This is a genomic window from Amycolatopsis sp. CA-128772 (assembly GCF_002904295.1).
Lineage (GTDB): Bacteria > Actinomycetota > Actinomycetes > Mycobacteriales > Pseudonocardiaceae > Amycolatopsis.
The window spans coordinates 53481-79755 of the sequence record NZ_PPHG01000007.1 but is presented as its reverse complement, the minus strand read 5'-3'; the positions used below and the strand labels follow the sequence as shown (position 1 = coordinate 79755).

Annotated in this window: 27 protein-coding genes and 1 tRNA gene; 11 read left to right on the top strand and 17 right to left on the bottom strand. The window is 68.6% G+C overall.

The genetic code is table 11. The features are described 5' to 3' along the window. Positions 1-114: 114 nt before the first annotated feature. The gene (locus C2L59_RS48570; RefSeq protein ID WP_233223246.1) at positions 115-1530 is read left to right on the top strand and encodes an XRE family transcriptional regulator; all 1416 of its coding nucleotides are present in this window, start codon (positions 115-117) and stop codon (positions 1528-1530) included. Here the strand turns inward: C2L59_RS48570 and C2L59_RS03025 are convergent. From C2L59_RS03025 to C2L59_RS03015, 3 genes are all read right to left on the bottom strand, one after another. Next, entirely contained in the window at positions 1490-2380 is an 891-nt protein-coding gene (locus tag C2L59_RS03025) for a phosphotransferase family protein (RefSeq protein WP_103347966.1), read from the bottom strand. The two genes, C2L59_RS48570 and C2L59_RS03025, sit on opposite strands and share 41 nt — an antisense overlap. A gap of 199 nt (positions 2381-2579) precedes the next feature. Then, positions 2580-3443: a hypothetical protein gene (locus tag C2L59_RS46925; RefSeq protein WP_146060264.1), complete on the bottom strand. Its 864-nt coding sequence runs from the start codon at positions 3441-3443 to the stop codon at positions 2580-2582. 569 nt (positions 3444-4012) lie between these two features. Beyond that, entirely contained in the window at positions 4013-4276 is a 264-nt protein-coding gene (locus C2L59_RS03015; protein ID WP_103347965.1) for a hypothetical protein, read from the bottom strand. Between the two features lie 454 nt (positions 4277-4730). On the opposite strand from C2L59_RS03015, the gene C2L59_RS03010 reads away from it, so the two are divergent. From C2L59_RS03010 to C2L59_RS02990, 5 genes are all read left to right on the top strand, one after another. Continuing rightward, positions 4731-5429 carry a GAF and ANTAR domain-containing protein gene (locus C2L59_RS03010; RefSeq protein ID WP_233223245.1) on the top strand — a complete coding sequence of 233 codons (699 nt, stop codon included), beginning with the start codon at positions 4731-4733 and terminating at the stop codon, positions 5427-5429. Between the two features lie 516 nt (positions 5430-5945). Further along, entirely contained in the window at positions 5946-6206 is a 261-nt protein-coding gene (locus tag C2L59_RS03005; RefSeq protein WP_103347964.1) for a hypothetical protein, read from the top strand. A 4-nt stretch (positions 6207-6210) separates the two neighbouring features. Then, the gene (locus C2L59_RS03000) at positions 6211-6456 is read left to right on the top strand and encodes a hypothetical protein (protein WP_103347963.1); all 246 of its coding nucleotides are present in this window, start codon (positions 6211-6213) and stop codon (positions 6454-6456) included. A gap of 35 nt (positions 6457-6491) precedes the next feature. After that, on the top strand, positions 6492-9221 hold the full coding sequence (locus C2L59_RS02995; protein ID WP_103347962.1) for an FtsK/SpoIIIE domain-containing protein: 2730 nt from the start codon (positions 6492-6494) through the stop codon (positions 9219-9221). Beyond that, positions 9218-9625 (top strand): hypothetical protein, encoded by a 408-nt coding sequence (locus C2L59_RS02990; protein WP_103347961.1) that lies wholly within the window; start codon positions 9218-9220, stop codon positions 9623-9625. Before C2L59_RS02995 ends, C2L59_RS02990 begins: the two co-directional genes overlap by 4 nt. Before the next feature lie 5 nt (positions 9626-9630). Here the strand turns inward: C2L59_RS02990 and C2L59_RS02985 are convergent, their stop codons facing one another. The 7 genes from C2L59_RS02985 to C2L59_RS02955 form a co-directional block, all read right to left on the bottom strand. Further along, entirely contained in the window at positions 9631-10077 is a 447-nt protein-coding gene (locus C2L59_RS02985; protein WP_103347960.1) for a hypothetical protein, read from the bottom strand. Next, positions 10074-10430, bottom strand: a complete 357-nt coding sequence (locus C2L59_RS02980; protein ID WP_233223244.1) for a hypothetical protein — start codon at positions 10428-10430, stop codon at positions 10074-10076. Before C2L59_RS02980 ends, C2L59_RS02985 begins: the two co-directional genes overlap by 4 nt. After that, positions 10427-10618 (bottom strand): hypothetical protein, encoded by a 192-nt coding sequence (locus C2L59_RS02975; protein WP_103347959.1) that lies wholly within the window; start codon positions 10616-10618, stop codon positions 10427-10429. The genes C2L59_RS02980 and C2L59_RS02975 overlap by 4 nt, the downstream gene beginning before the upstream one ends. After that, complete coding sequence (locus tag C2L59_RS02970; protein WP_233223243.1) at positions 10615-11178, bottom strand: hypothetical protein; 564 nt, start codon at positions 11176-11178, stop codon at positions 10615-10617. The genes C2L59_RS02975 and C2L59_RS02970 overlap by 4 nt, the downstream gene beginning before the upstream one ends. Then, positions 11178-12392 carry a putative T7SS-secreted protein gene (locus C2L59_RS02965; RefSeq protein WP_103347957.1) on the bottom strand — a complete coding sequence of 405 codons (1215 nt, stop codon included), beginning with the start codon at positions 12390-12392 and terminating at the stop codon, positions 11178-11180. The genes C2L59_RS02970 and C2L59_RS02965 overlap by 1 nt, the downstream gene beginning before the upstream one ends. Continuing rightward, positions 12389-12919 carry a type VII secretion target gene (locus C2L59_RS02960; protein ID WP_103347956.1) on the bottom strand — a complete coding sequence of 177 codons (531 nt, stop codon included), beginning with the start codon at positions 12917-12919 and terminating at the stop codon, positions 12389-12391. The genes C2L59_RS02965 and C2L59_RS02960 overlap by 4 nt, the downstream gene beginning before the upstream one ends. A 137-nt stretch (positions 12920-13056) precedes the next feature. Continuing rightward, positions 13057-15522: an endonuclease/exonuclease/phosphatase family protein gene (locus C2L59_RS02955; protein ID WP_103347955.1), complete on the bottom strand. Its 2466-nt coding sequence runs from the start codon at positions 15520-15522 to the stop codon at positions 13057-13059. A gap of 126 nt (positions 15523-15648) precedes the next feature. Between C2L59_RS02955 and C2L59_RS02950 the strand changes: the two genes are divergently transcribed. Beyond that, positions 15649-16548, top strand: a complete 900-nt coding sequence (locus tag C2L59_RS02950; protein ID WP_103347954.1) for a CapA family protein — start codon at positions 15649-15651, stop codon at positions 16546-16548. A 291-nt stretch (positions 16549-16839) separates the two neighbouring features. Here C2L59_RS02950 and C2L59_RS02945 read toward each other — a convergent pair whose 3' ends face one another. Beyond that, on the bottom strand, positions 16840-17286 hold the full coding sequence (locus tag C2L59_RS02945) for a limonene-1,2-epoxide hydrolase family protein (RefSeq protein ID WP_199198885.1): 447 nt from the start codon (positions 17284-17286) through the stop codon (positions 16840-16842). 16 nt (positions 17287-17302) lie between these two features. Next, complete coding sequence (locus tag C2L59_RS02940; RefSeq protein ID WP_103347953.1) at positions 17303-18220, bottom strand: TauD/TfdA family dioxygenase; 918 nt, start codon at positions 18218-18220, stop codon at positions 17303-17305. 307 nt (positions 18221-18527) lie between these two features. On the opposite strand from C2L59_RS02940, the gene C2L59_RS02935 reads away from it, so the two are divergent. Both C2L59_RS02935 and C2L59_RS02930 read left to right on the top strand, forming a co-directional pair. Further along, positions 18528-18896 carry a hypothetical protein gene (locus tag C2L59_RS02935; protein WP_233223242.1) on the top strand — a complete coding sequence of 123 codons (369 nt, stop codon included), beginning with the start codon at positions 18528-18530 and terminating at the stop codon, positions 18894-18896. Beyond that, positions 18893-19465, top strand: coding sequence for a hypothetical protein (locus C2L59_RS02930; RefSeq protein ID WP_103347951.1), 573 nt, complete (start codon positions 18893-18895; stop codon positions 19463-19465). The genes C2L59_RS02935 and C2L59_RS02930 overlap by 4 nt, the downstream gene beginning before the upstream one ends. Here C2L59_RS02930 and C2L59_RS02925 read toward each other — a convergent pair. After that, on the bottom strand, positions 19458-20234 hold the full coding sequence (locus C2L59_RS02925; protein WP_103347950.1) for an SDR family oxidoreductase: 777 nt from the start codon (positions 20232-20234) through the stop codon (positions 19458-19460). The genes C2L59_RS02930 and C2L59_RS02925 overlap by 8 nt on opposite strands. 1297 nt (positions 20235-21531) lie before the next feature. Between C2L59_RS02925 and C2L59_RS02920 the strand changes: the two genes are divergently transcribed. Then, positions 21532-21801: a hypothetical protein gene (locus C2L59_RS02920; protein ID WP_233223241.1), complete on the top strand. Its 270-nt coding sequence runs from the start codon at positions 21532-21534 to the stop codon at positions 21799-21801. A gap of 51 nt (positions 21802-21852) precedes the next feature. Here the strand turns inward: C2L59_RS02920 and C2L59_RS02915 are convergent. From C2L59_RS02915 to C2L59_RS02905, 3 genes are all read right to left on the bottom strand, one after another. Then, a tRNA-Ser gene (locus C2L59_RS02915) sits at positions 21853-21940 on the bottom strand. A gap of 66 nt (positions 21941-22006) precedes the next feature. Continuing rightward, a complete protein-coding gene (locus C2L59_RS02910; RefSeq protein WP_103347948.1) occupies positions 22007-22435 on the bottom strand; it encodes a nucleoside deaminase in 429 nt (142 codons plus the stop codon). Between the two features lie 23 nt (positions 22436-22458). Then, positions 22459-22941 (bottom strand): tRNA adenosine deaminase-associated protein, encoded by a 483-nt coding sequence (locus tag C2L59_RS02905; RefSeq protein WP_199198884.1) that lies wholly within the window; start codon positions 22939-22941, stop codon positions 22459-22461. Between the two features lie 77 nt (positions 22942-23018). Here C2L59_RS02905 and C2L59_RS02900 point away from each other — a divergent pair, with 77 nt between their 5' ends. Then, a complete protein-coding gene (locus C2L59_RS02900; RefSeq protein ID WP_103347946.1) occupies positions 23019-24284 on the top strand; it encodes a M20 family metallopeptidase in 1266 nt (421 codons plus the stop codon). On the opposite strand, the gene C2L59_RS02895 is transcribed toward C2L59_RS02900, so the two are convergent. Next, the gene (locus tag C2L59_RS02895) at positions 24245-26194 is read right to left on the bottom strand and encodes a phosphocholine-specific phospholipase C (protein ID WP_103347945.1); all 1950 of its coding nucleotides are present in this window, start codon (positions 26192-26194) and stop codon (positions 24245-24247) included. The two genes, C2L59_RS02900 and C2L59_RS02895, sit on opposite strands and share 40 nt — an antisense overlap. Positions 26195-26275: the final 81 nt, after the last annotated feature.

Here is a 26275-nt window from a genome sequence, read left to right as displayed (position 1 = left end):
CGGCCCTGGTTGATGTTGATGACTCCATGAAACAGGCCCCTGAGCTGCCCGAACAGGGCACACTAGGGGGCACACTCGTACAGTGGGGCACAGTCGGAGGGTGGAGGTGAGCGAGTGGGCAACGACCAGCTAGAGGCCCTGATGCTGGAGGCTGGCTACCTTCGCCAAGACGGCAGCGTTGGACTGAAGGTCTTCGCTCGCGCTGTCGGCGAGCAAGCTGGTAAGGCGTACACGCATACCTATGTTCGTCGCTGGCTTGACGGGATGGTGCCGCGCGATTCCAAGACTCGAACCGCCATAGCCAACGCACTTGGGCATCGACTTGGCCGGCGTGTCGGCGTGGACGAGATTGGCTTTGGCAGGGCGCAGAAGCTTCGAGCTGACATCGGCCTTGACTACCCAGATCAGCTTGCCGATAGCGTGACGTCAGTCGCGCGGTTATGGCAGGCCGATATCGACGGCATGTCGACCTTGCTCGATGCCCCAGCGAATGCGGCCGCATGGAACGAAGCAGCCCTGTCATGGCTCGTGACCACGCGCGATGATGTCCTAAGCGATACGGGCAAGCGCAAAGTAGGCGAAGCCGATATCAGGGGCATCAATAAGACAACCGAAATGTTTGACGCACTCGACGGCGAACATGGTGGCGGCCACGCACGAAGCGCCTTAATCGAATTTTTGAGGACAGATCTGGTCGGATTGCTCGCGGGCCACACGCAGAACGACTCTCTTCGAACTGAGTTGTTCAAAGCGGCAACGCAAGCCACCCTACTCGGGGCATGGATGTCCTACGATGCAGGGATACACGGTCTGGCGCAGCGATACTTCATACAGGCGTTAAGGATTTCAGAGAGTGCCAACGACCGCCTTTTGGGCGCCAGCGTCCTAGACGCTATGAGCCACCAGGCCAATTTTCTCGGCCGATATAAAGAAGCGGCAAATCTAGCCAGGACGGCCCGCATGGGAACAACTCTTTCGGGATCACCTAGTGCTGCGGCGCATTTTTACGCCATGGAGGCGAGGGCACTCGCCCGGCTTGGCGATTCGGCCGGATGCGATCGAGCAATGGCAGCCGCCGTCAAAGAGTTTGAGAGGCGCGATCCTGAGAACGACCCGGCGGACTGGTTCTCATACTTCAACGAGGCGGAGCTGGCCGCAGAGCTCGGACACTGCAACCGGGATCTTGGGCGCCCAAGCGACGGCGTCACGTATGCTACACAATCCCTCGGGCCAACAGCGAGCGGCTACGTGCGAAGCGACTTCTTCGCCACGATGGTTCTCGCCGACTCCCACCTTGACGGGGGCGACGTTGCCCAGGCTTGCGATGTCGCGCTAAAAGCCATTGAGATCGGCGAGTCGCTGAAGTCCGCTCGTTGCAGCGCGTACGTCGACGAATTCCGCACACGCCTCACCAAAGTGAGCAAGAGTTCCGAGTCCAAGGAATTCCTAGAGAGAGTGACCTCAGCTCGCCTGTGGACACCGCAGGACGCTAAAAGGGTGCCCAGTCTCGCCGGTCTCCACCCGTCCTGATCGCCGCAACACGTTTGCGTACCTCTTGCGCGGCTTCATCTGTCGCCTTACCGGCAAGCCAAAGAGTCATTGAAATCTCACGATAACCGGCCAGTATCTCATAGCCCCGCCAATTCATGATATCGAAACCGTACACGTCCACGAAAGTTCGATACTCCTCGGCCGAATGCCAGCCAAAGCGCTCATAAAAAAGAGCAGTCTGCACCAAGTCCCACTCGCGCGGACCGACACAGAAGCTGTCCAGGTCAATCAAGCAGGGACTGCCACCTCTGGAGAGAATGACGTTGCCAATATTGGCGTCCCCATGGATTACGCCCGGAGTAAGCGGAAACTCCAACCCATCATAACTGTCCCTTAATTCAGCAATTCGGCGCCGCAAGAATTCTTCATCATCTCGACCAAGAGAAGAAGAACCATCCAATCGCTCTTCGATCTCGATGAACGGCTGCTTCAGCCTCAAACCAAGGCTCTCCGGAGCGCGCAAGCGGTGAAGATCGCGAATAAGTTCAGCCACTTGCGCAATCGACGCGTACTCCTCCTTCTCAGATACGGACTTCCAAAATGTCGCAGGGTAGCCAGACGCGTCGACCGGCTGAGCAATGTCGATCACCCTGTTCGCCGGGTAGTTTTCATCTGCCAGCCAGCGCGCCACGTCGACCTGTCGACGGGCGTCCTCAAACCCACGTCGTTCGCGTCCAATGCGAAGGATGATTTGACCTCCGAGCCTGAACACCGCATTGGAGCCAATCCGGATCAGCTCAGCATTTCGCCCGTCGATGCCAGCCTTTTTGCAGGCGGCGTCGGCGAGTTCGCGCGCCGACTCTTCGGTCAAACCCTCGGACTGACTCATGTTGTCGCCTCCTCGCGGTCGAGATCTGTCACAACACTAGTGAGGTTGCACTCGACATAGTCGATCGGTTGCCGTTTCTGCCGCTCAGAGACGTGGGACGAGGCTTGAAGCCCTGGCCGACCATGAGATGATGTCGCTTCTTCAAGGTCAAACTAAGGCGAGGCCAGCTACCGAGGTTCGAGATGCATGCAGACACGCATCACTTTGACCCCGCCCCGGCGCCATCTGGATCACCGACTTGCCCCGCTGGCAACTGGCGCACAGACTCAGACTCCCCAAGTTGAACCACATGCTGTTCGATTTGGTTTTGGATCTCAATCACAACAGTCGAAGACTTGGGTGAATCATGACCATCACTCTGCGCAATTTGCAAACTGTTAGCACCGAGATTTACAGCAAGATCAAGCGCAACCATAACGCCAACGAAATTCTTTGCAATCTTACTCTTTGCAAGTTGGGCAATCCTGGATCGCTTAGTCTGCAATCCGCCAATAATCAAGTCGTGAGCGTTCGAAATATCAACCAAGCCAAACTGATCTGGATACTGAAGGGCACGTCGAATATCGTGAAGGCGCAGCAACAACCAACCGCGCAACTCTCGGTCAAGATCCGAGACCTTCTCCACTTCATCAGTAAGAGCCATGACCTGGTCCAGGAGTGACGCGCGTTCATCTCGCTGAAGTTGACCTTCAGAACGCTTCCTGTGCAAAATCGCCGAACACAGCTTGAGCGCATACTCGCCCGAACGATTATCTAAGGGCTCCAGAAAACCGCCCATGTTCACATTCAACGAGCGAGCGAAATTTGCAATCACATTATCCACTTGACCAAAGTGCTCTAGATGCAACACGTGATCTTCAGGTTCAACTTCTGCGATCCGAGCGCGAGTTTCACTCGCCATGGATGCCATATTTGCAATGGCCCGAAAGAATTGCGGACTCAAGTGTTCCACTCGGAAGATGCCAGCCCATTCAGCAGAGGCAACCTTGCCTTGATCCACTGTTCGGGCCGCCTCGAAGAGAGCTAGCAGGCGTCCCGCCGGGTTGTCGAGATAGTCAGACATGTGGGTATCATATGTGACTCAGCGCACAGAGCATCCTTGGCGGTCCAGCGCCACAGCGACACACGTTCGCAGCAATGCCGGGCTGGCTATCGAGGTCCAAGATGCCTGCAGAGCGGCTCTCGTCGATAGCCGCCGGCCACATGGGCGGCTACGGCGAGCCAGAAGCCGCGAGAGTCCGACAAGTGCCCGCCAAGCGTGTGCCAGGACAGCCCAAGATGTTCGCTGCGCAACGCCTCAAGCCCTGCTCGCGCTAACCCTCTCCGCTGGTAATCCGGAGTCGTGAAGGCGGCTGTTCAACCCAGCCCCAACCACAGTCGGCACAGACGAAGTTAGTCAACGGCGAAGACAGGCTCCCCGTCGACGATAGCCGCCCTCTCCCGTCACCCCGATCGTCCAGGCGACGGGCCATCGCGCCATGAGGCATCAGTGGCCGCCACGCCCGGCCGCCTGCGTGCGCGCCCAGCGAGCACAAGCCACCATGTCCACCGCTCGCCCTCTCGCCACACCTCAGCGGTGGTCGCCACGAGCCGGGCCGCCGTCGCCGCCCCTCCAGGTCCCACTCCGGCGGCTCAAGCGCCGGTCTCGCCACGTCCCGGCGGGTCGAGTCGTTCGAGTACCTGTCCGACCAGTTGAGTGAGCGACCGGAGTTGAAGATCGAGTGAGTCGAACCGGCCGGTGTGCTCCTGCTGGGTGGCCTGTACGGCTCGCAGGTCCGCGCGAAGCTCCTTGACGTCGTCGTCGACACGGAGTGCAAGCCAGCGGGTCTCTGCGTGGTCGACGGCGAGCTTGCGCACCTTGCGGCTGAGGTTCTCGTTGTCGTCGTCGGTCGCCATGGAGGGCACTCTACCGGGCCCGACGCGCCTCCGACCGGCTGAGAGCGCGCAGGGCGTCACAGCGGGTGTCGTGGGGCGAGTACCCCCACGGTGAGCGGGTCAGACGGCCAGGCACGAGGTCATCTGACGCACCGCGCTTAGTCTCAGTTTTAGTCTCATTCAACCCCGGTCACCGACGTTCAACGTCGACGATACAACGCCCTGACCTGCAGGTTCTCTGTAGCGAAACCCCCGTGAACAGCCGTGTGCAGACTTGGAAAGCGTGTTGGGTTCACGCCCTCGCAGGTTCGAATCCTGTATCCTCCGCGCTTGAACGGACGGGACGCCGGGCAGCCTTCGCGGGCCGCCCGGCGTTTCTTCGTTCGGGCCCCGGCTTTTCTCCTCGAGATGAGCGTTGCCCTCCGGCTCGGTAAACTGGGTGGCCCGAGAAGGAGCCAGGGCGAGGGGGCCACTCGTGCACGATCATCCCGATCACCTGGACGCGAGCCTGGGCTCGACGATGAGTGCGCTCGCGCGGACGTTGCAGGCCGAACCCGATGTCGACACCACCCTGGCCGCGATCGTCAAGGCCGCGGTCGACCAGGTCGACGGCGCCGAGTACGCCGGGATTTCGCTCGTGCAACGCGGGCGGCCCATCCGGACCGTCGCCCCGACCGACGGCGTCGTCTCGGCGATCGACGAGGTCCAGTACCGCACCGGGCAGGGGCCGTGCCTGGACGCCATCGCCGACCACCAGGTCTTCAGCACCGGCGACCTCGCCGCCGAAGTCCGGTGGGCGGCGTTCGCGGCCGCGGCCGGCGAGTTCGGCGTGCACTCGATGCTGTCGTACCGGCTGTTCGTCACCGACACCACGCTCGGCGCGCTGAACCTCTACTCGCGAACGCGCGACGCCTTCAGCCGCCAGACCCGGGAGGACGGCAGGCTGTTCGCCACGCACGCGGCGATTGCACTGGTCGGTGCCCAGACCGAAGCCCAGCTGAGCGCCGCGGTCGAGAGCCGCGACGTCATCGGGATGGCCAAGGGCATCCTCATGGAACGCCACGACGTCGACGCCGTCGACGCGTTCCGGATGCTCGTCGAAAGCTCGCAGACCGCCAACATGAAACTCCACCAGGTCGCCGAGTGGCTCGTCGAGCACCGCCGCGGCCGGTGATCGAGTACGCCTCCCCGGCACCGGCATCCCCGCCCACCCGCGGCTTTCGTCTCCTTCGTCCCCGGCGCCCGGCGTAGCTTGCCCGACCCACCGTCGGTATGTCCGGGACACGACGGCCCGGCACTTTCGGCCGAGCGGAACGTGAAATGCCTTCGGTGCTGGGGAATTCTCTGCCTGTACGCGGAGTTACGAACAGGGCTGAGCGAACGCCGTTACTCCGGTCGCGCTAGTCTCAGCCTTACCTCGCCCGCCCCTGTCGAGAAAGGCCAGCAGTGGCACGAAAACCGCTCTGACCTGGGGTAGCGCTGGCCAGCGACTTCAGTGTGCGGTTCTGGTGGCGGGATACCCCCGCACAGACCGTGATCAGCCCGGCCCCGGACGTTCCCACGTCCGGGGCCTTGCTGATTCCGGACCGGCAATCACTCGGCAAAGTCTGATGATCACGCTCAGTCGCTGGATCTGTTTCAATGGAATCCGTCCCCGTACGACCACCAGATTTCGAGGAGTAGAGGCCCGATGGCCGGAGTCGAAGAGATCCGCGCTGGCATCGCGCTCGCCAACGAGAAGGCGTCCGCGAGCATCGCCGCCCTGCAACAGGCAGCGCAGTCTCTCGAAGAAGCCCAGCAGTCGCTCGCACAGGCGACGCAAGGGAGCAGCCAGCACGAAGTGAGCCAGGCGCACGGACTCCTGGCGGAGGCCCTGCAGGGCATCAACGGCCTGCAGAGCACCGTCCAGGCCGGCATTTCCTCCGCCGACTCCTACTCGGCGCGTCTCTAGCCGGATGACGCTCGCCGAACTCCACCAGCTGCTCACCGCGGCCGTGACCGGGCTCGCCGACGCGCGCGCCCACTCCGAACGGGCCACAAGCCTGCTCGGGGAAGCCCGGCAAGCTCTCGTGGACGCCCAGGCCAAGGCCGATCCCTGGCTTCCTGCGCAGTACGCCCAGGCGGGCGAGGGGCTGGACCAGCTCCTCGCCCGCCTGGGCGCTGCCGAGGATCTGGTGAGCGGATACCGGTCGCGCCTGTAATCCTTTCTTGGGGACCACTTTTCTTGGGGACGCCGATGGCCAACAAGTCAGCCGAGCAACGCAACCGCGTCGAAACCGCACTCGACCGGGTCCGCCACCAGATCGGCCTGGTGCTGGGCGCGGCGGCCGGGGCGCGCCAAGCCGCGGAGGCCGATCTCGCCAAACTCCAGCTGGAGCAGGACATCGTCCGCGTCGGCTTGAACCACGCCAGCACCGAGCAGCAGAACGAGTGGGCCCGCCACCCCGCCGCGCACGAGGTGTTCGGCGCGCTCGGCAGCGTGCGAAGCGCTTTCTACACCGACTGGAGCCAAGGGCCCGCCACGTTGCGGGAACTGGTCGCGCAGAACGCACCCGGCCCGGCCGGACTGCCGCCGGGAGACTGGCTCGGCACCGTCGGGCACAACGCCGGGCTGACCTCGCCCGGGCTGTGGCGCGTCGGTTCGGCCACGGCCGCCGGCAGTGACGCCACCCGCACGTTCGACGTCGCCGTCCCGCTGCTCGACGAGTCGCACCTGGCGATCACGTCGGCGCCGAAGACGCGGCCGGCGATCGACGGCATCGTGCAGAACCTGCTGATCCGCGTGCTTTCGACGTTCGAGCCCGGCGCGGTGCGCGTGCACCTGTGGGACATCGGGCAGCTGACGGCGATCCTGCCCGACCTCTACCCGCTGAGCCAGACCAGCGCCCTTTCGCTGTACGACCCGGGCCGGCTGGAGGACCTCCTCGACGAGCTGGCCGGGCACATCCGCCGCATCCACGCCAGCTGCATGTCCGCCGGGTTCACGTCGCTGCGGGAAATGCGGAAGGCCACCGGGCAGCGCGGCGAGCCGTACCGCATCGTCGTGCTGTACGGCAACGGCGAGACCCTCGAACCCGAACGCGCCCGCGACCTCAAGCGCGTCGCGAGCGGCGCGCTGGCCGCGGGCATCTGCCTGATCATGGTCGACGTGCCGACCGCGGTGAGCGCGCCGGTGGAAACGCTGAGCCTGCTCGACGACCGGCACGCGATCAGCAGCATGACCGGCACCGACCTGGTCGTCGACCTCGACGCCGGGATGCCGTCGGCGCAGGTGATCCGGGCCGTCGACAAGATCGCCAAGGCGCTGATCGCCAAGCAGGGCGGGCCGCGGTCGTTCGACGACCTGCTGCCGGCCGAGCTGGGCCGGGAGAGCTCGGCGCGGGAACTGCGGGCGCCGGTCGGGTTCTTCGAAGGCGAGCCGGTCGAGGTGGTGATCGGCGACGCGAGCCCGCACGCGCTGATCGGCGGCCCGTCCGGTTCGGGCAAAACGAACTTCCTCTACGCGCTGCTCGGCAGCCTGGCGGCGCGGTACACGCCGGAGGAGCTGGCGCTGTACCTGCTGGACTTCAAGGAAGGCGTCTCGTTCGCCGGGCTGGCGCCGGGCCGGAAGGACGCCAGCTGGCTGCCGCACGCGCGGCTGGTCGGCGTCAACGTCAACACCGACCGCGAGTTCGGCCTGGCGTTGCTGCGGTTCCTCGCCGACGAGCTGCGCCGCCGGTCCGCGGCCGCGAAGGAGCACGAGGTCACGAACCTCGCCGACCTGCGCGAGGCCGACCCGGGCGGGCACTGGCCGCGGATCGTCGCGGTGATCGACGAGTTCCAGTACCTGTTCGCCGGCCGCGACCAGGTGACCGCGACGGCGACGCAGCTGCTGGAGGACATCGCGCGGCGCGGCCGGTCGCAGGGCATCCACCTGGTGCTGGCCAGTCAGGACGTCGCCGGCATCGAGGCGTTCTGGGGCAAGCCGGCCGTGTTCGAGCAGTGCACGCTGCGGATCGCGATGCCGAAGGCGCGGCGCGTGCTGGCCGAGACGAACAACGCGGCGGTGTCGGCGCCGAAGTGGCACGCGGTGATCAACCACGACTCGGGTGTCGCACACGGCAACCAGCTGGCCCACATCCCGGACGCGAGCAGCAAGAACGTGTTCGTCCGCTTGCAGCACCGGCTGTGGGAGGAGTACGCGGGCCGCTTCCCGCGGCCACGCCTGTTCGACGGCGCGCACCAGCCGGTCCTGGAGCAGTTCCCCGCGTACCTCGACCTCAAGCCGAATTCGAAGCCGCGGGCCCTGCTCGGTCAGTCGATCGACGTGACGGAGACGGCGTGCGGCGTCGACCTGCCGCCGGCGCCGGGCCGCAACGTCGCGGTCCTCGGGTCGGCCACCGCCGAAGCACTGTCCATCATGGACTCTTCAGCGCGGTCGCTGTCCCGCCAGTACGAGCCGGGCGAAGTCGAGTTCGTGCTGAGCTGCCCGATCGAGGCGTGCGCGCCGGCCGCGCTGGAGCTGACCGAGCGCCTGCGCGCCGACGGCCACGCGGCGACGCTGGTGGACGACCTGACCGGCGTCCTGGAGTCGATGACGAGCTCGATGTCCGGCGGCGCGAAGGTGCTGCTGCTGTACGGCGTCGACGCGGCGTTGCCTACTCTGGAAACCAAGGCGGTCGGCCAGCTGAAGAGCGGCCTCGACCACCTGCGGGTGGTGCTCAAACAGGGGCCGGGCCACGGCATCCACACGATCGGCTGGTGGCGCAGCATCGCCCGGCTCAAGGACACGCTGGGGTTCGCGGGCACCGACGACATCGGCACGTGGGCGGCGCTCGACGTCCAGGGCAACGAGCTGTCCCCGTTCGCGGCGGGCCAGGTGGTGCACTGGTCACCACGCCCGGGGCGCGCGTTGTTCTTCGACCGCACCACCCACGGCGCACCCGAAGTGATCATCCCGTTCCAGCGTCCGGAGAACGTGCAATGACCGACGACGGCGCCACCGCGGCCATGCGGTACAAGGAGATCATCGCGCTGTCCCGCGGCTCGGCGGACAACCTGCGCCAGTGGGAGCTGGCCCGCGCGGAGGCGCTGGCCACGGAGATCGAGGCGGCCACGGCGGCGATCGAGGTGGCCACCGAGCGCGAGGCACGGGCGGCCGAGCGGGCCACGCGCTGGTGGAAGATGGCGCTGCACAACATCCAGGGCCTGACCTGGCTACCCCCGGGCGACGAGCCCCGCCCGGTGCCGACCGCACGCGCGGCCTACCTGGAGCGGTACCTCGAGGAGGTCAAGCCGAGCTACCAGGAGCTGGTGCAGGCGGTGCTGGCGTTGGGGTGGCGGGCCAAGCGGGCGGCGGCGAAGCGGGGCGAGCAGCCGCCGCCGGCCTAGCCGGTTCAGATGTCGAACACGGTGTCGTAGGGGTCGTCGTCATCCGCTGGAGCTCGCCGGGGCGCTGCTTGCCGGGGCCGCTCTGGTGGACGAGACGGCTCTGGTGGACGGAGTGGCGCTGCTTGCCGGGGCCGCTCTGGTGGACGGGGCGGCGCGGCCGGCTGCGGCACTCCGGCCGCGGGCCGTCCCGCGGCGGCCGCTTCCCGGATGGTGGCGGTGATGGTCCGGCTCAGCGTGCCGGCGTCGAGCCGCATGGCTTCCGGCGTGAGCCGGACCTCGCTGACCAGCCCACCGGGCCCGGCCAGCACGGTGACGAACCGATCCGGCGAAACGACGGTCGCGTGGCCGCTCGCGACGATGTCGGCCAGGAGGCGCTGGTTCTCGGCCTTGCGGTCTTCGATCTGCTTGAGCTGCCAGCGCATTTCCTCGATCAGCTGTGCGTTGTCGGTCATGGTCTCCCCTGCCACGGTCCCGGGTTCACCGGCTGCCCCCGGTACGGCGCCCGGATGAATTCGTGGTAACTGCCGAAGGCATGCGTCGTCACTTCGTAGCCACGGCTGTGCGCGACCCAGCGGAGGTCCGCGTCCGCCAGGCGGAGTTCCACGGTCCGGATGCAGACCCGGTCCCGGCCGTTCAGCTGTCCGGCCAGGCGGGCCATCTGCTGTTCTCGCGGTTGGCTGCCCCGCACGATCCGGCTGATCGTCAGCGCCAGAAAAGCGGCGAAGAGACCGCCGAGCACCAACAGGAACATCAGCAAGATCAGGGGTGAGAAGGTGTTGTCCGTGTGGGCGGCCAGGTCCGTCATCGCGTCACCGCCGCGCCGCCCGGCTGGTACGGCGTGAACACGAACTCGCAGTACTTCCCGGTCCGGTGGTCGATCAGCGAGTAGCCCCGGCAGTACGCGAGCGCCAGACGAGCGGTGACCACAACCTCCATCAGGACGAGGAAGAGCACCCGCGGGCCCGGCGACTCGGCCGCCATGGTGCTGATCACGAGATTTTCCCGCTTCGCAGACTCCAAGCCACCTTCGCCGTCGCCTCGGCCACCGCGGGCCAGGCGTCCTCGGACTCCGCGACGACCGAGAGGATCACCACGGACCGCCCGTCCGGGAGCGGGATCTGGTACTCCGCCTTGATCTGGGTGCGGATGTCCCGTTCGGGCAGGTGGAATTCGCCGCCGCTGATGGCAACGACGGCCGGGCCGATCGGGAGCCGCACCGGCTGCACCACCGCCCGCTTGTGGCGGCCGCGGTACTCCTCGGCCATGGCTACGACCAGGGCGTCCCGGCTGCCGGGCGCCGCCTCCGGCCACTGCGCCACACCGAGGGTCAAGGTGGCCACGTCACCCTTCTGCGGCCCGACGGCGAACTTGCCGAACACGCGGACGCCGTTGGCCTGCATGGTCGGCACCAGGGCCATCAGGTAGCTGCCGAACTCCTCGACGCTGGTGCCTGCGTTTTCGGCCACCATCCAGGCGTGGCGCCGGTTGAGCTGGTCGTCGTTGCCCACCGGCAGGCCGGCGAACCCGGGCGGCAGATCGATCTGCAGAGGCATCAGTTCCACACCTCGTCTTCCGCACGCTGACGCCGGCGCTCCGGCGCGTTGTCGGCCTGCTCTCCGGCGTCGGCCGCATTCTCCATCGCCACCACCGCCAGCGGAGCCGGCCCGACGACGAGCGTCGAGCCGACGGCGACCAGCTGGCCGGCATCCTTCGGCACCCAGTAGTTGAGGAAGTCGCCGATCGGCCCCTCGAACTTCGCGCCGATCATCCGGGCGCCGGCGTCGGCCTGGAACTGGGCGCCGACGGCGCCGTACCCGAGGGCTTTCGCCACCGCCGCGCCTCCCTGCGGCAGGAAACCGCCGATCAGCGAAGTGCCCGCCCCGACCCCGTCGAAGATCAAGGTTTCGGTGGCGACGTCGGCACCCGCCAGTTTTGCGGTGCCGTGGCCGGCGAGCGCCGCCAATCCGAATGTGCTCGCCACGACCCCGGCGGCCTCCTTGAACGGATCCGGGAGGAATTCACCGACCAGTCCCAGGGCATTTCCCATGTCACCGATCACATCCGAGGCCTTCGAGATCACCTCGGCGTGGTCCTGGACGAAGTTCAAGGCGGCGTCGACCCCGTCGGCGAGGGTGCTCGCCAAGTCGACAATGGCGCCACCGACCGCGTCGCCGAGCTGGTCGAGGACGTCCGGCTCGTCCGGGGCCAGCTCCTCCGCCTTCCGCAGCAGCTCCGCGACCCGGCCTGCCGCTTCCGCGTGCTCCTGCTGGAGCTGCTTCGCCGCGTCTTGGACGTTCTGGCAGTCCTCAAGGGCGGCCTGAAGCTGCTGACCGGCGTTGTCCAGGAGGCGCTGGGCGAGCTGGAGGGACGGCTGATCCGGGAACATCCGGTTGGCCAGCGCCAGATCCGGGTTCGCGCGCGCCTGCTCGGCCGCGCGGGCCGCCGCTTCCGCGCGGGCCTCCAGCTCGGCCGCACGTTTATGCAGGTCACCGAGGGTCTGCGCCCAGGCTTCGAGCGCGTCGGCGGCGCCGCTCATCGACTTGGCGGCGTCGTCGAGGTAATCCGGCAGGGGGCCGACGCGGCGGGCGAAGGCTTCGCTGGCCTCGCCCTGCCAAATGCCCTGCTTCCGGACGATCCGGCGCAGCGAGTCCTCGGCCTGGGCCAGGTCGTCGCCGACCGCGCGGTACTTGCCGGCCAGGTCGGTGATGCCGTCGAGGTCACCCGGCGCCGGGTCGAAGCCCAGGGCCGGGAAGTCCCGGGCGCTCACCGGTCGAGGCCGTTCAGGAGGTCGGTGATGCCCTCGGATGCCGGCCCGGCGAGTTCATTCGTACGGTTGACACGAGATGGTCCACCCGAACCGTCCGCCAGGTCGCCGATCCCCCGCACCCCGCCGGTGTAGCCACCACCCACCGGGCCGTCAGCCGGCGGCCCGATCCGCGGGTGGTCGCCCTTCGCCCCACCCGCCGGCTCACCACCGGCGGGACCGTCCCCCAGCACCGCCGAGCCGAACTCTCCCAGCTCACCGCCGAACTGCGCCTCGATCTGCTCGTACTTCTGCTTCGCCGTCTTCAGCCGCTCAGTAACCTCCGAAGCCGCGTCGCCGAGGCGGCCGATTCCGTAGCCCCATGCCTCCTCGAACTCGGCACCCGCCTTGCCCAGCTCCGCCGTTCCCAGCGAACCGAACGCCCCACCGCCGCCGAGCTTCTTGTTGGCGTCGGTCATCCTGCCTGCCGCCATGTCGAGGTCGCCGATGAGCTTGCCCAGCTCGTCGGCCTTCACCGCATACCCGTCCACGCCACCCCTCCCCTTGTGGTCCGTCCACCGTATGACGGCCGTCAACGCTCCGAGGTTCCCTCGTCACCCATCGGAGTGGGACGAGAAAGGCCACCACCGGGCGATGAGCGCGGTGGTGGCCTTTTCCGTTGGGAGAACTACTTCCCGAAGACCTGCTCCAGCCAGTCGAGGAAGTCGTAAAGCCCGTCCTCCACCGGGTTCCCCGCGCCCGGGCGGAAGCGGATCACCTGGGGATCGTGGTCGCTGGCCTGGTCCGCGAACTCCGCGTTGATGTGGACCACGTCGTAGTCCACGCCGCGCGGGGCCTTCGACGCCAGGATGTGATCCAGGACCTGGGACTGACCCTCGAAAACGTAGCTGTACCGCTCCGCTTCCGGCACCGACGCGATCAGGTCCTTCAGCGCGCCACCGGCGGTGAGGGTCTGGACCGCCGGCGAGAACGGGTAGTCGTTCAGGTCGCCCGCCACCACGATGTTCGCGCTGCGGTCGGCCGCCAGCAACGCATCGACGAACCCGCGCAGCACCGTCGCCTGCTTCGCCCGCTGCACCTCGGAACTGCGCGTGGGCGGCTGGAAGCGGCCGTGCGTCGGCTGGTCGCCGCCCTTGGAGTTGAAGTGGTTGGCGATGACGAACACCGTGCGGCCCTTGAACACGAACTCGCCGGCCAGCGGCTTGCGGCTGGTCGTCCAGGCTTCGTTCGCCGGGTCGACGCGGCCCGGGGACGCCGTCAGGTGCGCCTTGCCGTGCTCGCGGACGACGCCGACCGCAGCCGTCGGCGTCCCACCCGGACGGTCTGCAAAGGACACGCGGGCCGGGTTGAACAGGAACGCCACCCGGATGTTGCCGCCCGGCTGGCCACCGTCGGAATCGTTGACCGGGTCGATTTCACGCCACTGGTAGCGCGGGCCGCCCTTGGCCACGATGGCGTCGGTGAACTTCTGCAGCGTCTGGTCCGCCGCGACGGTGCCGTCGTCGGTCGCGCCCGTGTTGTCCTGGATCTCTTCCAGGTTCACGATGTCCGGCGTCGCCAGGTGCGTCACGACCGCCTCGCCGAGCCGGTCGTACTTCGCCTGCGGGTCGCTCGGCGCGAGGTTTTCGACGTTGTACGTGGCGACCGCGAGCTCGCCTGTCCGCTGCTTGCGCGTGGTCTCGCCCTGCAGCCCGTTGTCCTTTTCGGTCCCGAGCACGCTGGCGAACAGCGTGTAGCCACCGAAGTTGCTGTACTCGACCGGACCGGACGTGGTGCCGGTCAGCACGTCGCCGACGTTGAGCTTCGGGAACGGCCGCTCGGCGAACGGGATCAGCGACGACACCTTCATGACGCCACTGTTGAGCTGGTCGTAACCCAAGTAGACACTACCGCCGCGGACCGACCGGTGCTGGTCCGGCTTCGACGTCACGTACAGCTCGTTGAACGTGTTCGTCGGGCCCACCACGCGGGCGTCGGTGACGCTGACGACCTCGCTCTCGTGCGCCTCCCAGAAGTCCAGCGCGTACTTCGCCGGCTCGAGGGTGAGCGGCTCGATGTTGCCGCCGGGCGACGGCGCGTACGTCGTCGGCACGGTGTCCGGGTTCAGCACGGTCGGCGCCGGCAGGGCGTTCCCGTGCGAGCCGACCGTCCACTGTGCACTGCTCAGCTCGGTGAGCGACTGGTAGTTCGACGTCGCCGGCGCGTCCGGGTAGAACTCGCGGACGGTGCCGGTCGCGGTCACCGCGTCGCCGACCGCGACGGCCGGGCTCGTCGAGCCGGTGAAGACGAACAGGCCCTCGCTGGTGCGCGGGTCGTTGTCCGGGTTGGGGTCGGTGAGCCAGAAGCCGCGCGACGAACCGAACGTCCGGGTCGCGGTGACGACCCCGGTGACGTCGCTGACCTTCTTGTCCTTGAAGGGCGAAATGCGCGTGGTGCCCTGGATGTCGTGGATCTTCGCCGGAGTCGGCGCCGGGCCGGTGTCCCCGCCGGTCGACTCGCCCGCGGTGTTGGTCGGCGTCGGCGCGCCGGCGGTGAAGTCGGCGGCGTTGTCGTCGGTGTCGGCCAGCGCCGTGCCGCGCGCGACGGACGTCGTGTTCGACGGCGCCGTGGCCGGGGTGCCCTCGCGGACGGTCGCCGCGCCGAAGCCGACGAGGTCCTTGATCCGCGTGTCGGCCGCGCAGTCGGCGGCGGTCTTGCAGGTCAGCGCGGCGGTGCCGGAGACGAGGGCGATCGTGCCGGCGGTGGCCGACATCGCGATCGCGCCGGTCGCGTCCGGCGTGGGCAGCTCGACGGTGCCGCCGGAGCCCTTGCCCTCGGCCACGAGGTAGCGGCCGCCCGGCGCGACGCTGCCGGCCAGCGGCGTCACCTGCCAGGCGCTCGACGGGCTCGCCGAACCCGGCAGGTACTGGACGCTGAAGCCGGCCAGGCTCGCGGCCGCCGCCCCGCGGTTGGCGAGCTCGACGAAGTCGCTGGTGAGCGTGGCTCCCGAGTTGCCACCGCCGCCGTAGACCTCGGCGATGACCGCGTCGGCGCTGGGTGCGGCGAGCGCGGCCGGCGCGGCCACGCCGCCGAGCACCAGGCCCGACGCGACGGCCACCGTGAAGGCGGCCTTGGATCTGTGGGTCTTGGTCACCCTGAGTCCCCTTTGTGCTTGAACAGTCGTGGCATAGTCCCCCGAACAAGTGAGGAGGAGGAAGACAAAGGTGCAACGATTCGTAACAACTACTTTCGTCGTCACTCACTCGGCAGAGCAGGTTTCATGATCACGCTGGTACTGGGCGGAGACGTCAGCTTCCCCGGCCGGGCAGCACCGGCCTTCGGGCCGCTGGAACCGCTGCTCAAGGGGGCCGACGTCCGGTTCGCGAACCTGGAAGGGCCGGTCGACGCGGCGATGGCGGAAGTGCTGGCGGCGGCCGGTGTCGACGTCGTCTCGTGCGCCAACGACGCTCCCCAGCCGAGCCTCGCGGTACTCGACCACGCCGGCATCGCGCACTGCGGCGCCGGCGCGAACCTGGACGACGCGCATACACCCGCCGTGATCGAACGATCCGGCGAAAAGGTCGCATTCCTCGCGTACACGTCACTTCGCTTGCCTGCCCAAGGGACGTGTGTCGCGCAAGCGTTTGCGACGACGGCGTACCAGCCCGATCCGCGGGTGGCGGAGATCCCGGGCCGCCCGCCGCTGGTCCGCACGACGCCGGTCCCCGAACACCTGGACCGGCTCGTCGCCGACATCAGGCGAGCCAAAGCCGACCACGACCACGTCGTCGTCTCGATGCACTGGGGCCTGCCGGGCGCGGACCTCGCCGAGTACCAGGTCGGCTACGGGCGCGCGGCGATCGACGCCGGCGCCGACCTGGTCGCCGGGCACGGGCCGCAGACCATCCAGGCCGTCGAGGTGTACCGCGGCCGGCCGATCCTCTACAGCCTCGGCAACCTCGCCGCCGACCGGCCGGACGGCCTGCTGGCCGGCGGCATGCTCGGCGACGAACCGCGGCTGGAGCTCATCCCGGTGCGGCGGAGCCCCGACGGCGAGTGCCGGCCCCTCGCCGGGGAGGAAGCGGACAAGGTGCTGCGGTACGTCGCGGACCTTTCGGCGCTGCGGGCCACGAGGGTGACCGTCCAGGCGGGAATCGCGTCGGTAACTGTTGGCGTGTAACGCCTTGCGCTCATTCTGTGACAACGGGACACCGGCTTGTCACCCATCCGGCGCATCTGCCTTAAATGCAGCTCAAGGACGGGAACAACCCGTGTCAAGCGGCGGTACGGTCTGCGTGAGCCGCCGGAAAAGTGGCACAGACCACTCCCCGACAGCTCTCGATCGGCACGACACGGGGGGAGGGGGAACGATCATGTGGGGGCTGATTGTTCTCAGCTGCGTGTTCGTGCTGGTGCTGGGGATAGCCGCGGTCGTGGACCTTCGGGACCACGACCGCGGCGAACACCGGGTCTAGCGCACCGCCTGCCTTCCCTTGTACCGGTCGAGCAGCGTCCGCGCGCCGGCCAGCGCCACCCGGCCCGCGCCCTTCGCGCTCGCGGCCAGCACCGTCGTCCAGTCGAAGTAGTCGCGCCAGAGCACGATCCGGCCGGCTTCGACCTCGAACGTGCCGCACACCCAGAACTCCGCTTCCCACGCGCCGCGGCGCAGCACGTCGGTGCGTTCGGTGAGCACGACGTTGCCGTCCGCGGCGATGTGGTGCGTGCGCGCCTCGAACCCGGAGCCGTACCGGGCCATGACGCGCAGCTGTTTCTCGACCGCCGCGACGCCGCGGGCGGGCGGCAACGGCACGTTCTGGTACACGATGTCGCTCGCCGCGAACGTCAGCGCGCGGTCGATGTCGAGGTCTTCGAGGGCGTTGAGGAAACCGGTCACCACCGCTTTGGGTTCATCGGTCATGACCCCAGGCTAGAGCTCAGCGCGGCCGGTCGCCCGCGATGGCGACGCGCTCGGCGATCCGGACGTGCGGGTGGTAGTCGTTGACCGCGTAGTGCTGCGTCGCGCGGTTGTCCCAGAAGGCGACCGAGTTCGGCCGCCAGCTGAACCGGACCTGGAACTCCGGCGTGTGAGCCTGCAGGAACAGGTACCGCAGCAGCCGGTCGCTCTCGGCCCGGTCCAGTCCGACGATGTGCGTGGTGAACGCCTGGTTCACGAACAGGGTGCGCCGCCCGGTCTCCGGGTGCGTCCGCACCACCGGGTGCTCCACCGGCGGGAAGCGGTCCTGCCAGCGCGCCAGGAGCGCGGGATCGGAGAACCGGTCGAACCCGGGGAGGTAGTCGTGCACCGCGGTGAGCCCGTCGATGCGGGCGCGGACGTCGCCGGGCAGGTTGTCGTAGGCGGCGGCCATGTCGGCCCACAGCGTGTCACCGCCGACGGGCGGCACTTCGAGCAGCCGCAGCACCGAGCCGAGCGCGGGGCTGGGCCGCCAGGTGACGTCGACGTGCCAGATGTTCTCGTAGCCGGGCATGGCCGCGGTGCGTTCGAAGCGCGTGACGGCGTCGTCGTCGCCCTTCCGGATGAACGGGTTGGTCTCCAGCTCGCCCCAGTTGGCGGCGAAGGCGCGCTGCTGCGCGGACGTGATCCGCTGGTCGCGGAAGAAGATGACCTTCCACTCGAGCAGCGCGCGGTTGAGTTCCGCACGCAGTCCGGGGGTCAGCGGCTCGGCGAGGTCGACGCCGTCGATCTCGGCGCCGATCACCCGGCTCAGCGGGCGGAGGGTGAAGAGGTCGAAGTCCCGCTGCGGTTCCCGCAGGATCCGCGGGCCTTCGAGGAGGCCATCCGCCGGCGTGACGGCCTCGCGCAGCTGAATCCGGGCAGGCAGGTCTACGGACATGGTTGTGCTCCAAGGGTTTCGGGGAAGGGGACGCCGGGTTCGCGTCAGGCGGGCGGCGAACCCAGGCGGCCGCGGCGCAGCAGGAGCTCCACGACGCCCTCCCCGATCGACCGCGCGAAGGCCCGGATCGGCGTGCTTTCCGAGGTGGCGGGCATGCGTTCATGGTCGCTTCCTTCCCGATGCGCGGTCAAGACGTCCACTTGGTGGAACGCGATCAACGCCGCAGGTCACCGCGATGCGGGCGGCTCGGGAGCATGAGGCAAGATCTTCCACGATCGGGTGAGCGCCCTTGACGACGGAGGTCCCCATGCCGGAAGGCAGAGGCTCGCGGATCCACAGTGACAACCCGGAGCTTCGCACCGGGGGCTTCGCCACCCGGAACCCCCCGAAGAACTCCGACCGGCTGCGCGCCGGAGCCGACCTGCTGGACCAGGCCGCGGCCGCCGACGACAAGGCCGCCGGCCGGTTCGCCGAGGCCCGCGTCGACTCCACGCCGTTCGGCATCTCGCCGCAGGCCCGCGAGCTGGCGGCGCGCTGGGAAACGGCGCTGGCCGCCCGCGAGGCGGACGCGCGCGTCCTCGGCGACGCGACGTCCGACCTGGCGGGCCGGCTGCGCATGGCGGCGGAGAGCACCCGGAGCACCGGCTTCCGGGGGCGGTTAGCGGTGGCACCGTGACCGTCGAGGTCTTCGAACACCCGGCCTTGTCGACGGCGGCGGCGCAGCTGTCCACGTTGCGCGCGGCGGCGGGCCGGCTCGGCGTCCCGGACCCGGTGGCGGCCCTGCGGCACCTCGACTGTTCACCGGCATCGATCCGCACGTCGGCGTCGACGGTCGACACCGGCGCGCTGGGCGTGACCGCGGCGCAGGCGGAGTTCCGCGCGGGCGTCGACCGAGCGGAAACCGGCGGCAGCGCCGAGTCCTTCGGCACCTGGGCGGACACAGTGGACGGTCAGTACGGCGCGGCGGCCCGCGCGGCCGCCGAGACGGCGGCGCTGGGCGCCCGGATCGCCGACGCACTGGACGAACTCGCGGTCTCGACGTCCGCGGAGGTCTGCGCGCTGGCGGCGGCCGCCTCGTCGTCGGTCGACGCGGTCCTGGCGGGCGACCGGTCCGCCGAAGTGGTGAGCGAGGTCAGCGCCGCGTGCACCGCCGTCCTGCGGACGGTATCGGCGAAGGCCGCGACGCTGACCGGCCTGGCGGCGGAGCTGGAGCCGTTGACGACCCCGGCCGTCCAGCTCAGCTGAAGTGTTCGCGCGCCCACTCGTCGAAGGGCCGCGCGGGATGCCCGGTGACCCGGGCGACGTCCAGCGAGACGGGTTCCGGATCCTCGACGAGCGACGCCCAGTAGTCCACGGCGTTGCGTGCGAATTCCGCACCCAGGTAAGCACCCATCTGCGCTTTCGCCTCTTCCGGCGGCTGTTCATCCCACGTGACAGGCGTTCCGAGCGCGTCCCCGATGAGCCGCGCTTGTTCGGCCTGCGCAAGGGCTTCCGGCCCGGTGACGAGGTAGATCTGTCCGGAGTGGACTCCGCTGAGCGCCTCGACGGCCATGTCGGCGACGTCCCGTTCGTGGACGACGGACCGTCGGGCTTGGCCGTAAGGGGCCCGGACAACGCCGGTCTTGACCTGAGGCGCCCAGGCGAGCGCGTTGGTGGCGAGACCGGTGACGCGCAGGAAGGTCCAGTCATCGGTGACCTTCCGGACGGCGGCTTCGACGTCTCCCCAGACACCACCGTCCTCAGCGGACATGGCGGAGAGGTAGACGACCTTCTTGCCGGCCAGCGGTTCCAGGGCTTGTTCGATGCCATCGGCGGCGAAGAAGGGCCAGAGGAGGTAAACGCCGTCAACCCCTTCGGCGGCTTCCGCCAGGTTCCGGATGTCGCCTTGGACGACGTCTCCGCGGGCTTTGTTGCGGTCGCGGACGAGAACCCTGGTGTTGACGCCGGCGTCGGTCAGCCCGGCAACGACGTGACGCCCGGTGTGGCCGGTGGCCCCGGTGACGAGAACGGTCATTTGGTGCGCTCCTGGTCGGTCAGCTTGTGCCGACCACCGTCACACTTCAAGAGCCCTTCAAGTCAAGCACCGAAGACGACCGAACCCCCGGCCGAATGATCTCGACCGGGGGTCCGGGTGCTGCGAGCGGTGGCGGTGGGATTCGAACCCACGGACGCGGATTAGCCGTCACACGATTTCGAGTTCCGAGCCTACCTGTTCGAAGTAGCCCGAGGGATACATCCCCGCAGGTCAACGCGACCTGTGCAACACCAACGGCCACATCATCGCGGACGCCGTCGATGTCCCGGTCCGCCCAGCGCAGCAGCCGCCGCATGCCGTCCGGCGAGACGTCGCCGGCCTGCTCGGCCAGCCTCCACCCGTTCTTCCGCTCCAACACTGCAATCAGCCCGGGGACATGCACTCCCGCGCCCGGGCCCGGCGGCTCTGACTGCGTGAACCGGCCCGCGATCCGCTATGCACCCGATTCAGCTGCTCCGCCACCAGGATGATCTACCCCACACCACCCGAGTGCCGTTGCAGTACCAGGTTTACAACACAAGTGCGACCGCGCTTTCCACCGTGACAAATCAATCCGAAAGCACGATCGACAAGCGGATGGAATTGAAATAATGATGAGTCATCTAAAATTGCGCAGACCCCCGCTTATTTGAGTCAGGGCCACAGTATTCGCTGATGAGAAGGTCTTTTGAACGATCCGGCGGGGGAAAGTCGACAGAGATGTGCGCAGTTGGCAAATCTCCGAACTGAGGGTCCAGGTCATCACTCTGAAGGTAGAAATTACTCTCCGGCTTCAAGCAGGAGGTCCAATTGTACCTCCCGGCGTCAAGCTTGATGACGCTGGGGCGAACTGCCTGTAGTCCGTCGAAAGACAGGGACCAGCGGTAGTAACCCTCCGCCAAGTCGATGGTTCTCGACCAGCAGGCGGTCTGCATACCAGAATTCGGCGTCGATGTGAGGAAGAGCGTGCGGCTATTCCAAGCCGGGTCGGCCGCATGACTGACGCCGATTGACATTCCAAGCGACGCCACCAAAGAACAAGCACAGAAGCTGTTCTCGCCATTAGTCGCAACGATCTCGCCTTTCATGAGTTACTGTGCGAACCAGCGGTCACGCCGAACCATGACGAACTGAGACCCCATCTGAGACCCCCGCCGGCCACCAGCCCTCCACTCCTGCACGCGACGGCTATGCCGGTCACGACCTGCGGGTGAACTTCTCGAAGTAGGCCGGCTCGCTGTCGGGTGCGACCGTCAGGCCGAAGACGGCGTGGAAGGCGTTGCTGCGCTTGGCAGGCGTGCGCAACGCGCGGCTCCATGACGCGCGGCACACCGCCGCCACGGTTTGCCAGAGCTGGAGGGTGCCGTTGCCCGCGGTGATGGAGCCGATGGGCTGGTCCAACGCGGCCGTGGCGAAGCGCTACATGCACGTCGACACCGAGCTCGTGACGTCGGTGGCGGAGCAGGTGGGCGCCCGGACGACGAAGACGAGGAGGACGACGGCCCGGAAGGCGCCCTCGTGCCCGCCTGATCAAGGGGCATCTGAGACGGAAACTGAGACGGGATAGCAAAACGCCCGGTAACCCCATGAGGGTCGCCGGGCGCTTGCCTGCGTAGAGCGGTGGCGGTGGGATTTGAACCCACGGACGGGGATTAGCCGTCACACGATTTCGAGTCGTGCTCCTTCGGCCGCTCGGACACGCCACCGCCGAGAACAATACCCGAGGGCCCGGGTGCCCCGAACGAGGGGTCGCCTGCCCGCGTCGCCCCAGCTCAGCGACACTTCGCGAAGTACGTCTCCAGCACCGCCGCGCACTGCGGCTCGAGCACGCCCCCGTGCACCTCCGGCCGGTGGTTCAGGCGCCGGTCGCGCACCACGTCCCACAGGGAGCCCACCGCGCCCGTCTTCGGCTCCCACGCCCCGAACACCAGCCGGGAGATCCGGGCCAGCACCAGCGCCCCCGCGCACATCGTGCACGGCTCCAGCGTCACCGCCAGCGTGCAGCCCTCCAGCCGCCAGCCGTCGTCGACCACGCGGGCCGCCGCTCGCATGGCCAGGATCTCCGCGTGGGCCGTCGGGTCGCCCAGCTCGATGCGGGCGTTGCGGGCCGCCGCCAGGGGGGTGCCGTCGGGGCCGAACACCACGGCGCCGATCGGGACGTCCGTGCCGGGGGCGCGCGCCGCTTCCAGCGCCGCCTCCACGGCTTCGGTGTCGGACGGGCGTCTCAGAGCTCGTCCAGGAGCTTGGCGAACTCACTGCCGAACCCGCACCGCTGCGCCACCATCTGCAGCTGCTCGTCCGGGTACAGGTCCACCTCGCCGACGATGACCTCCAGCTCCGGCCCCGGCAGGCCGAGGTCCGCCAGGATCTCGAGGTCGCCCTCGGGCCAGACGGAGTCGTCCTCCTCGTCCGGCGGGTCGACGCGCAGGACGTCGAGGACGTCCGCCGCGATGTCGTAGTCCAGCGCCGCCGCCGCGTCCGAGAGCAGCAACGACGGGCCCCGGGGGCTCGGGCGGACGATGACGAAGAACTCGTCGTCGACCGCCAGCAGCCCGAAGCTCGCGCCGGTGGAACGTAGTTTGCCCAGTTCCGTGATCGCCGCGTCCAGCTCGGTCAACGCCCCCGGGTCGAGCGCACTGCACCGCCACCGACCGTCTTCTCGGACCACAGCCACCGCGAAGCCCGTGACCGGCTCTTCCACCGCCATGCGCACACCGTATTCCGCCGCGAGATCCAGCGCACGCACGGTGCGCCCGAAGCGCCGCATGCGCCACTATCGGGAGCATGACCGGACCCACTGACCTGCCCACCCTGCCCGGCACCCCGTTCGCCGGCCTTCTCGACGACGCGCGGGCGCTGCAAGGCCGCACGGTCGCGCTCCGGCGTGCGGTGCACCGCAGGCCGGAACAGGGTCTCCACCTGCCGCACACGCAGGCCGCGATCCGGGACGCCCTGGACGGCCTGCCGCTGGAGATCACCGAGGGCAAGGCCACGACGTCGCTGACGGCCGTCCTGCGGGGCGCGCAGCCCGGTCCGGCGGTGCTGCTGCGCGGCGACATGGACGCGCTGCCGCTCACCGAGGAGACCGGGCTGGACTTCGCGTCCGAAGACTCCGAGTCGATGCACGCCTGCGGGCACGACACGCACGTCGCGATGCTGGCTTCGGCCGCGCGGCTGCTCGCCGAGCGCCGGGACCAGCTGGCCGGCTCGGTCGTGTTCATGTTCCAGCCCGGTGAGGAGGGTCACCACGGCGCCCGGTTCATGATCCACGAGGGCGTGCTCGACGCCGCCGGGACGCGGGTCGAGCGCGCGTTCGGCGTGCACATCCTCGCCAACGCGCGCAGCGGGCTGCTGCAGCTGCGGCCGGGCCCGCTGATGGCGTCGGCCGACTCGTTCACGGTGCGCGTCACCGGCAAGGGCGGCCACGGCTCCGCGCCGCAGCACACGATCGACCCGGTGCCGGCCGCCGCGGCCATGGTCGGGGCGCTGCACACGATGATCACCCGCCGGGTCAGCGTGTTCGACCCCGCGGTGCTCTCGGTGACCCGGATCCAGGCCGGCACGACGTCCAACATCATCCCGGAGACCGCCGAGCTCGAGGGCACGATCCGCACGCTGTCCGAGCAGACGCGCGCGCTGGTGCGCGCCGAGCTGCCCAAGGTGTGCGAGCAGGTCGGCGCGGCCTACGGCTGCCGCGTGGTCGCCGACGTCGAACCGGGCTACCCGGTGACCGTCAACGACGACCGGATCGCCGCCGAGGTGCTGCGGCTCGGCGCGGCCGTGCTCGGGCCGGGCAACGTCGAGCTGCTCGCCGACCCGCTGATGGGCGCCGAGGACTTTTCCTACGTCCTGCAACGCGTTCCCGGCGCCTACGCGTTCCTCGGGGCGTGCCCGCCCGGCGTCGACCCGGCCGAGGCGGCGGCCAACCACTCCAACCGCGTGCTCTTCGACGAGGACGCGATGCCGAGCGGCGTCGCGATGCTGGCCGCCTTCGCGCTCGACGCCCTGCGTCAGGGCCCGGTCCGCGACGGGCGCCCGTCCTCCAAGTGACCCGCAAAGCGGCGACGCCACCCCGGCACCTCGAACGTCACGTCGTACCAGCCGTTCTGCGTCGGCACGGGGAAATCGTGCGAGCCGGCCGGCGGCAGCGTGACGTCGTTCAGCGTGACCGGCGCCGGCCCGCGGTTGGTCACCTTGACCTGCAGCGCAGGTGTGCCGGCGAAGGTGACCTCGGCGTCGAGGTCCGTCCCGCCCGAGGCTTCGACGATGAAGCCGTTCGGACCGTGGACGGCGACGTCGTAGCTGCCGCCGTGCGGGACTTCGCCGGTCGCCGAGCCGCCGGGCCCGACGTCGAAGCGCTGGGACGTCCCACCGGCGTGGTAGGCGTACGCGGCCAGCTGCAGCGCCTGCGTGCCGTGGTTGGCCAGGTGCAACCGCAGCACGGCCGGCTCGGCCGTGACCCAGGCGACCGGCTGGTAGGGCAGCGGGCGCGCCTTCGCCGTGCCGGGGTCCTGCACCAGGGCGCCCGGCCCCAGCCCGGGCTTCGGCAGCCGCCGCTGCGTCCGGTCGGCTTCGGCGCGCAACGCGTCGGCGTCCGGCAGCAGCGGGATGGTCGTGTCGGGTGCGCCGAAGTCGAAACAGCTGGTCAGATCGCCGCAGATGGCGCGGCGCCAGGTCGAGATGTTCGGCTCGCGCACGCCGGTCCACGTTTCCAGGAACCGCAGCACCGACGTGTGGTCGAAGACCTGCGAGTTCACCCAGCCGCCGCGGCTCCACGGCGAAACGACGGTCATCGGCACGCGGGGGCCCAGCCCGATCGGGACCGGCGGCCCGGACGGCGCGCCCTTCTCCGGCCGATTGCCGGGCAGGTACTCGCCGGGCGTGCCGGGTGGCGGGGCCGGCGGGACGACGTGATCGAAGAAACCGTCGTTTTCGTCGTAGTTGATGAAGACGACGGTCGATTCCCACAGTTCCGGGTTGTCCCACAGCGCTTTCAGCATCCGGTGGACGTAGGCGGCGCCGTCGACCGGCCTGGCGGCGGGGTGCTCGCAGTAGCCGTACGGGGCCACCACCCACGACACCGCGGGCAGCGTTCCGGCCGCGCAGTCGGCGAGGAACTCGGCCAGCACGTGGTCGAGTTCCTGGCCCCGCCCGGAATCGGGCAGCAGCTTCTGGCGCAGGTTGGCGCGTTCGGCGAGCCGGCGTTTCACCGGGTCCATCGAGTACAGCGCGTCGTGGAAGTTCTGGAACAGCCAGAGCGGGTTGTCGCCGTAGTCGCCGACGAAGTGCTCGGGGACGCCGCGCTCTTCGTCGTTCGCGTAGATCCGCCAGGAGATGCCCGCGGCCTCGAGCCGTTCGGGGTAGGTCGTCCAGCGGAACGAGGGCTCGTAGTCCGGCGCGTTGTGCGTCGCGGGGCCGCCGGCGACGCCGTCCGGGTCGATCGTGCCGGTCCAGTGGTATAGCCGGTTCGGGTGGGTCGGCCCCTGGATCGAGCAGAAGTAGTGGTCGCAGAGGGTGAACGCGCCGGCCAGCGCGTGCTGGAACGGGAGGTCGTCGCGCGTGAAGTACCCCATCGTCATCGGGCTCTTCGCGGCGATCCAGCGGTCGTACGCGCCGCCGTTCCACGCGCGGTGGGTGCTGTTCCAGTCGTGCGGCAGCTCGCCGAGGTCCTGACCGTCCACAACGGACGTGTCGATCCGGAACGGCAGCACCGGACCGCCCCGGTCGCCGCGCTGGCGGAAGACGTCGCGCAGGGCTGCGCGGTCGCCGAAGCCGCGCACGCCGGCCATCGTGCCGTAGTAGTGGTCGAACGACCGGTTCTCCTGCATCAGCACGACGACGTGGCGGACGTCCTCGATCGTCCCCTTCCGCGGCACGGGGGCGCAGCCGGCGGACAGCGCACCGGCCACCGTGACCGCGGCCGCACCGCCGAGCACCGTGCGGCGCCGGATCCGGCCCATACCCACCTCCTCGCCTGTTGTACGGACGCCGTGGCCCGCCAGTTCACCACTGGCAATTACACAACAGTGTTGATTTAATAG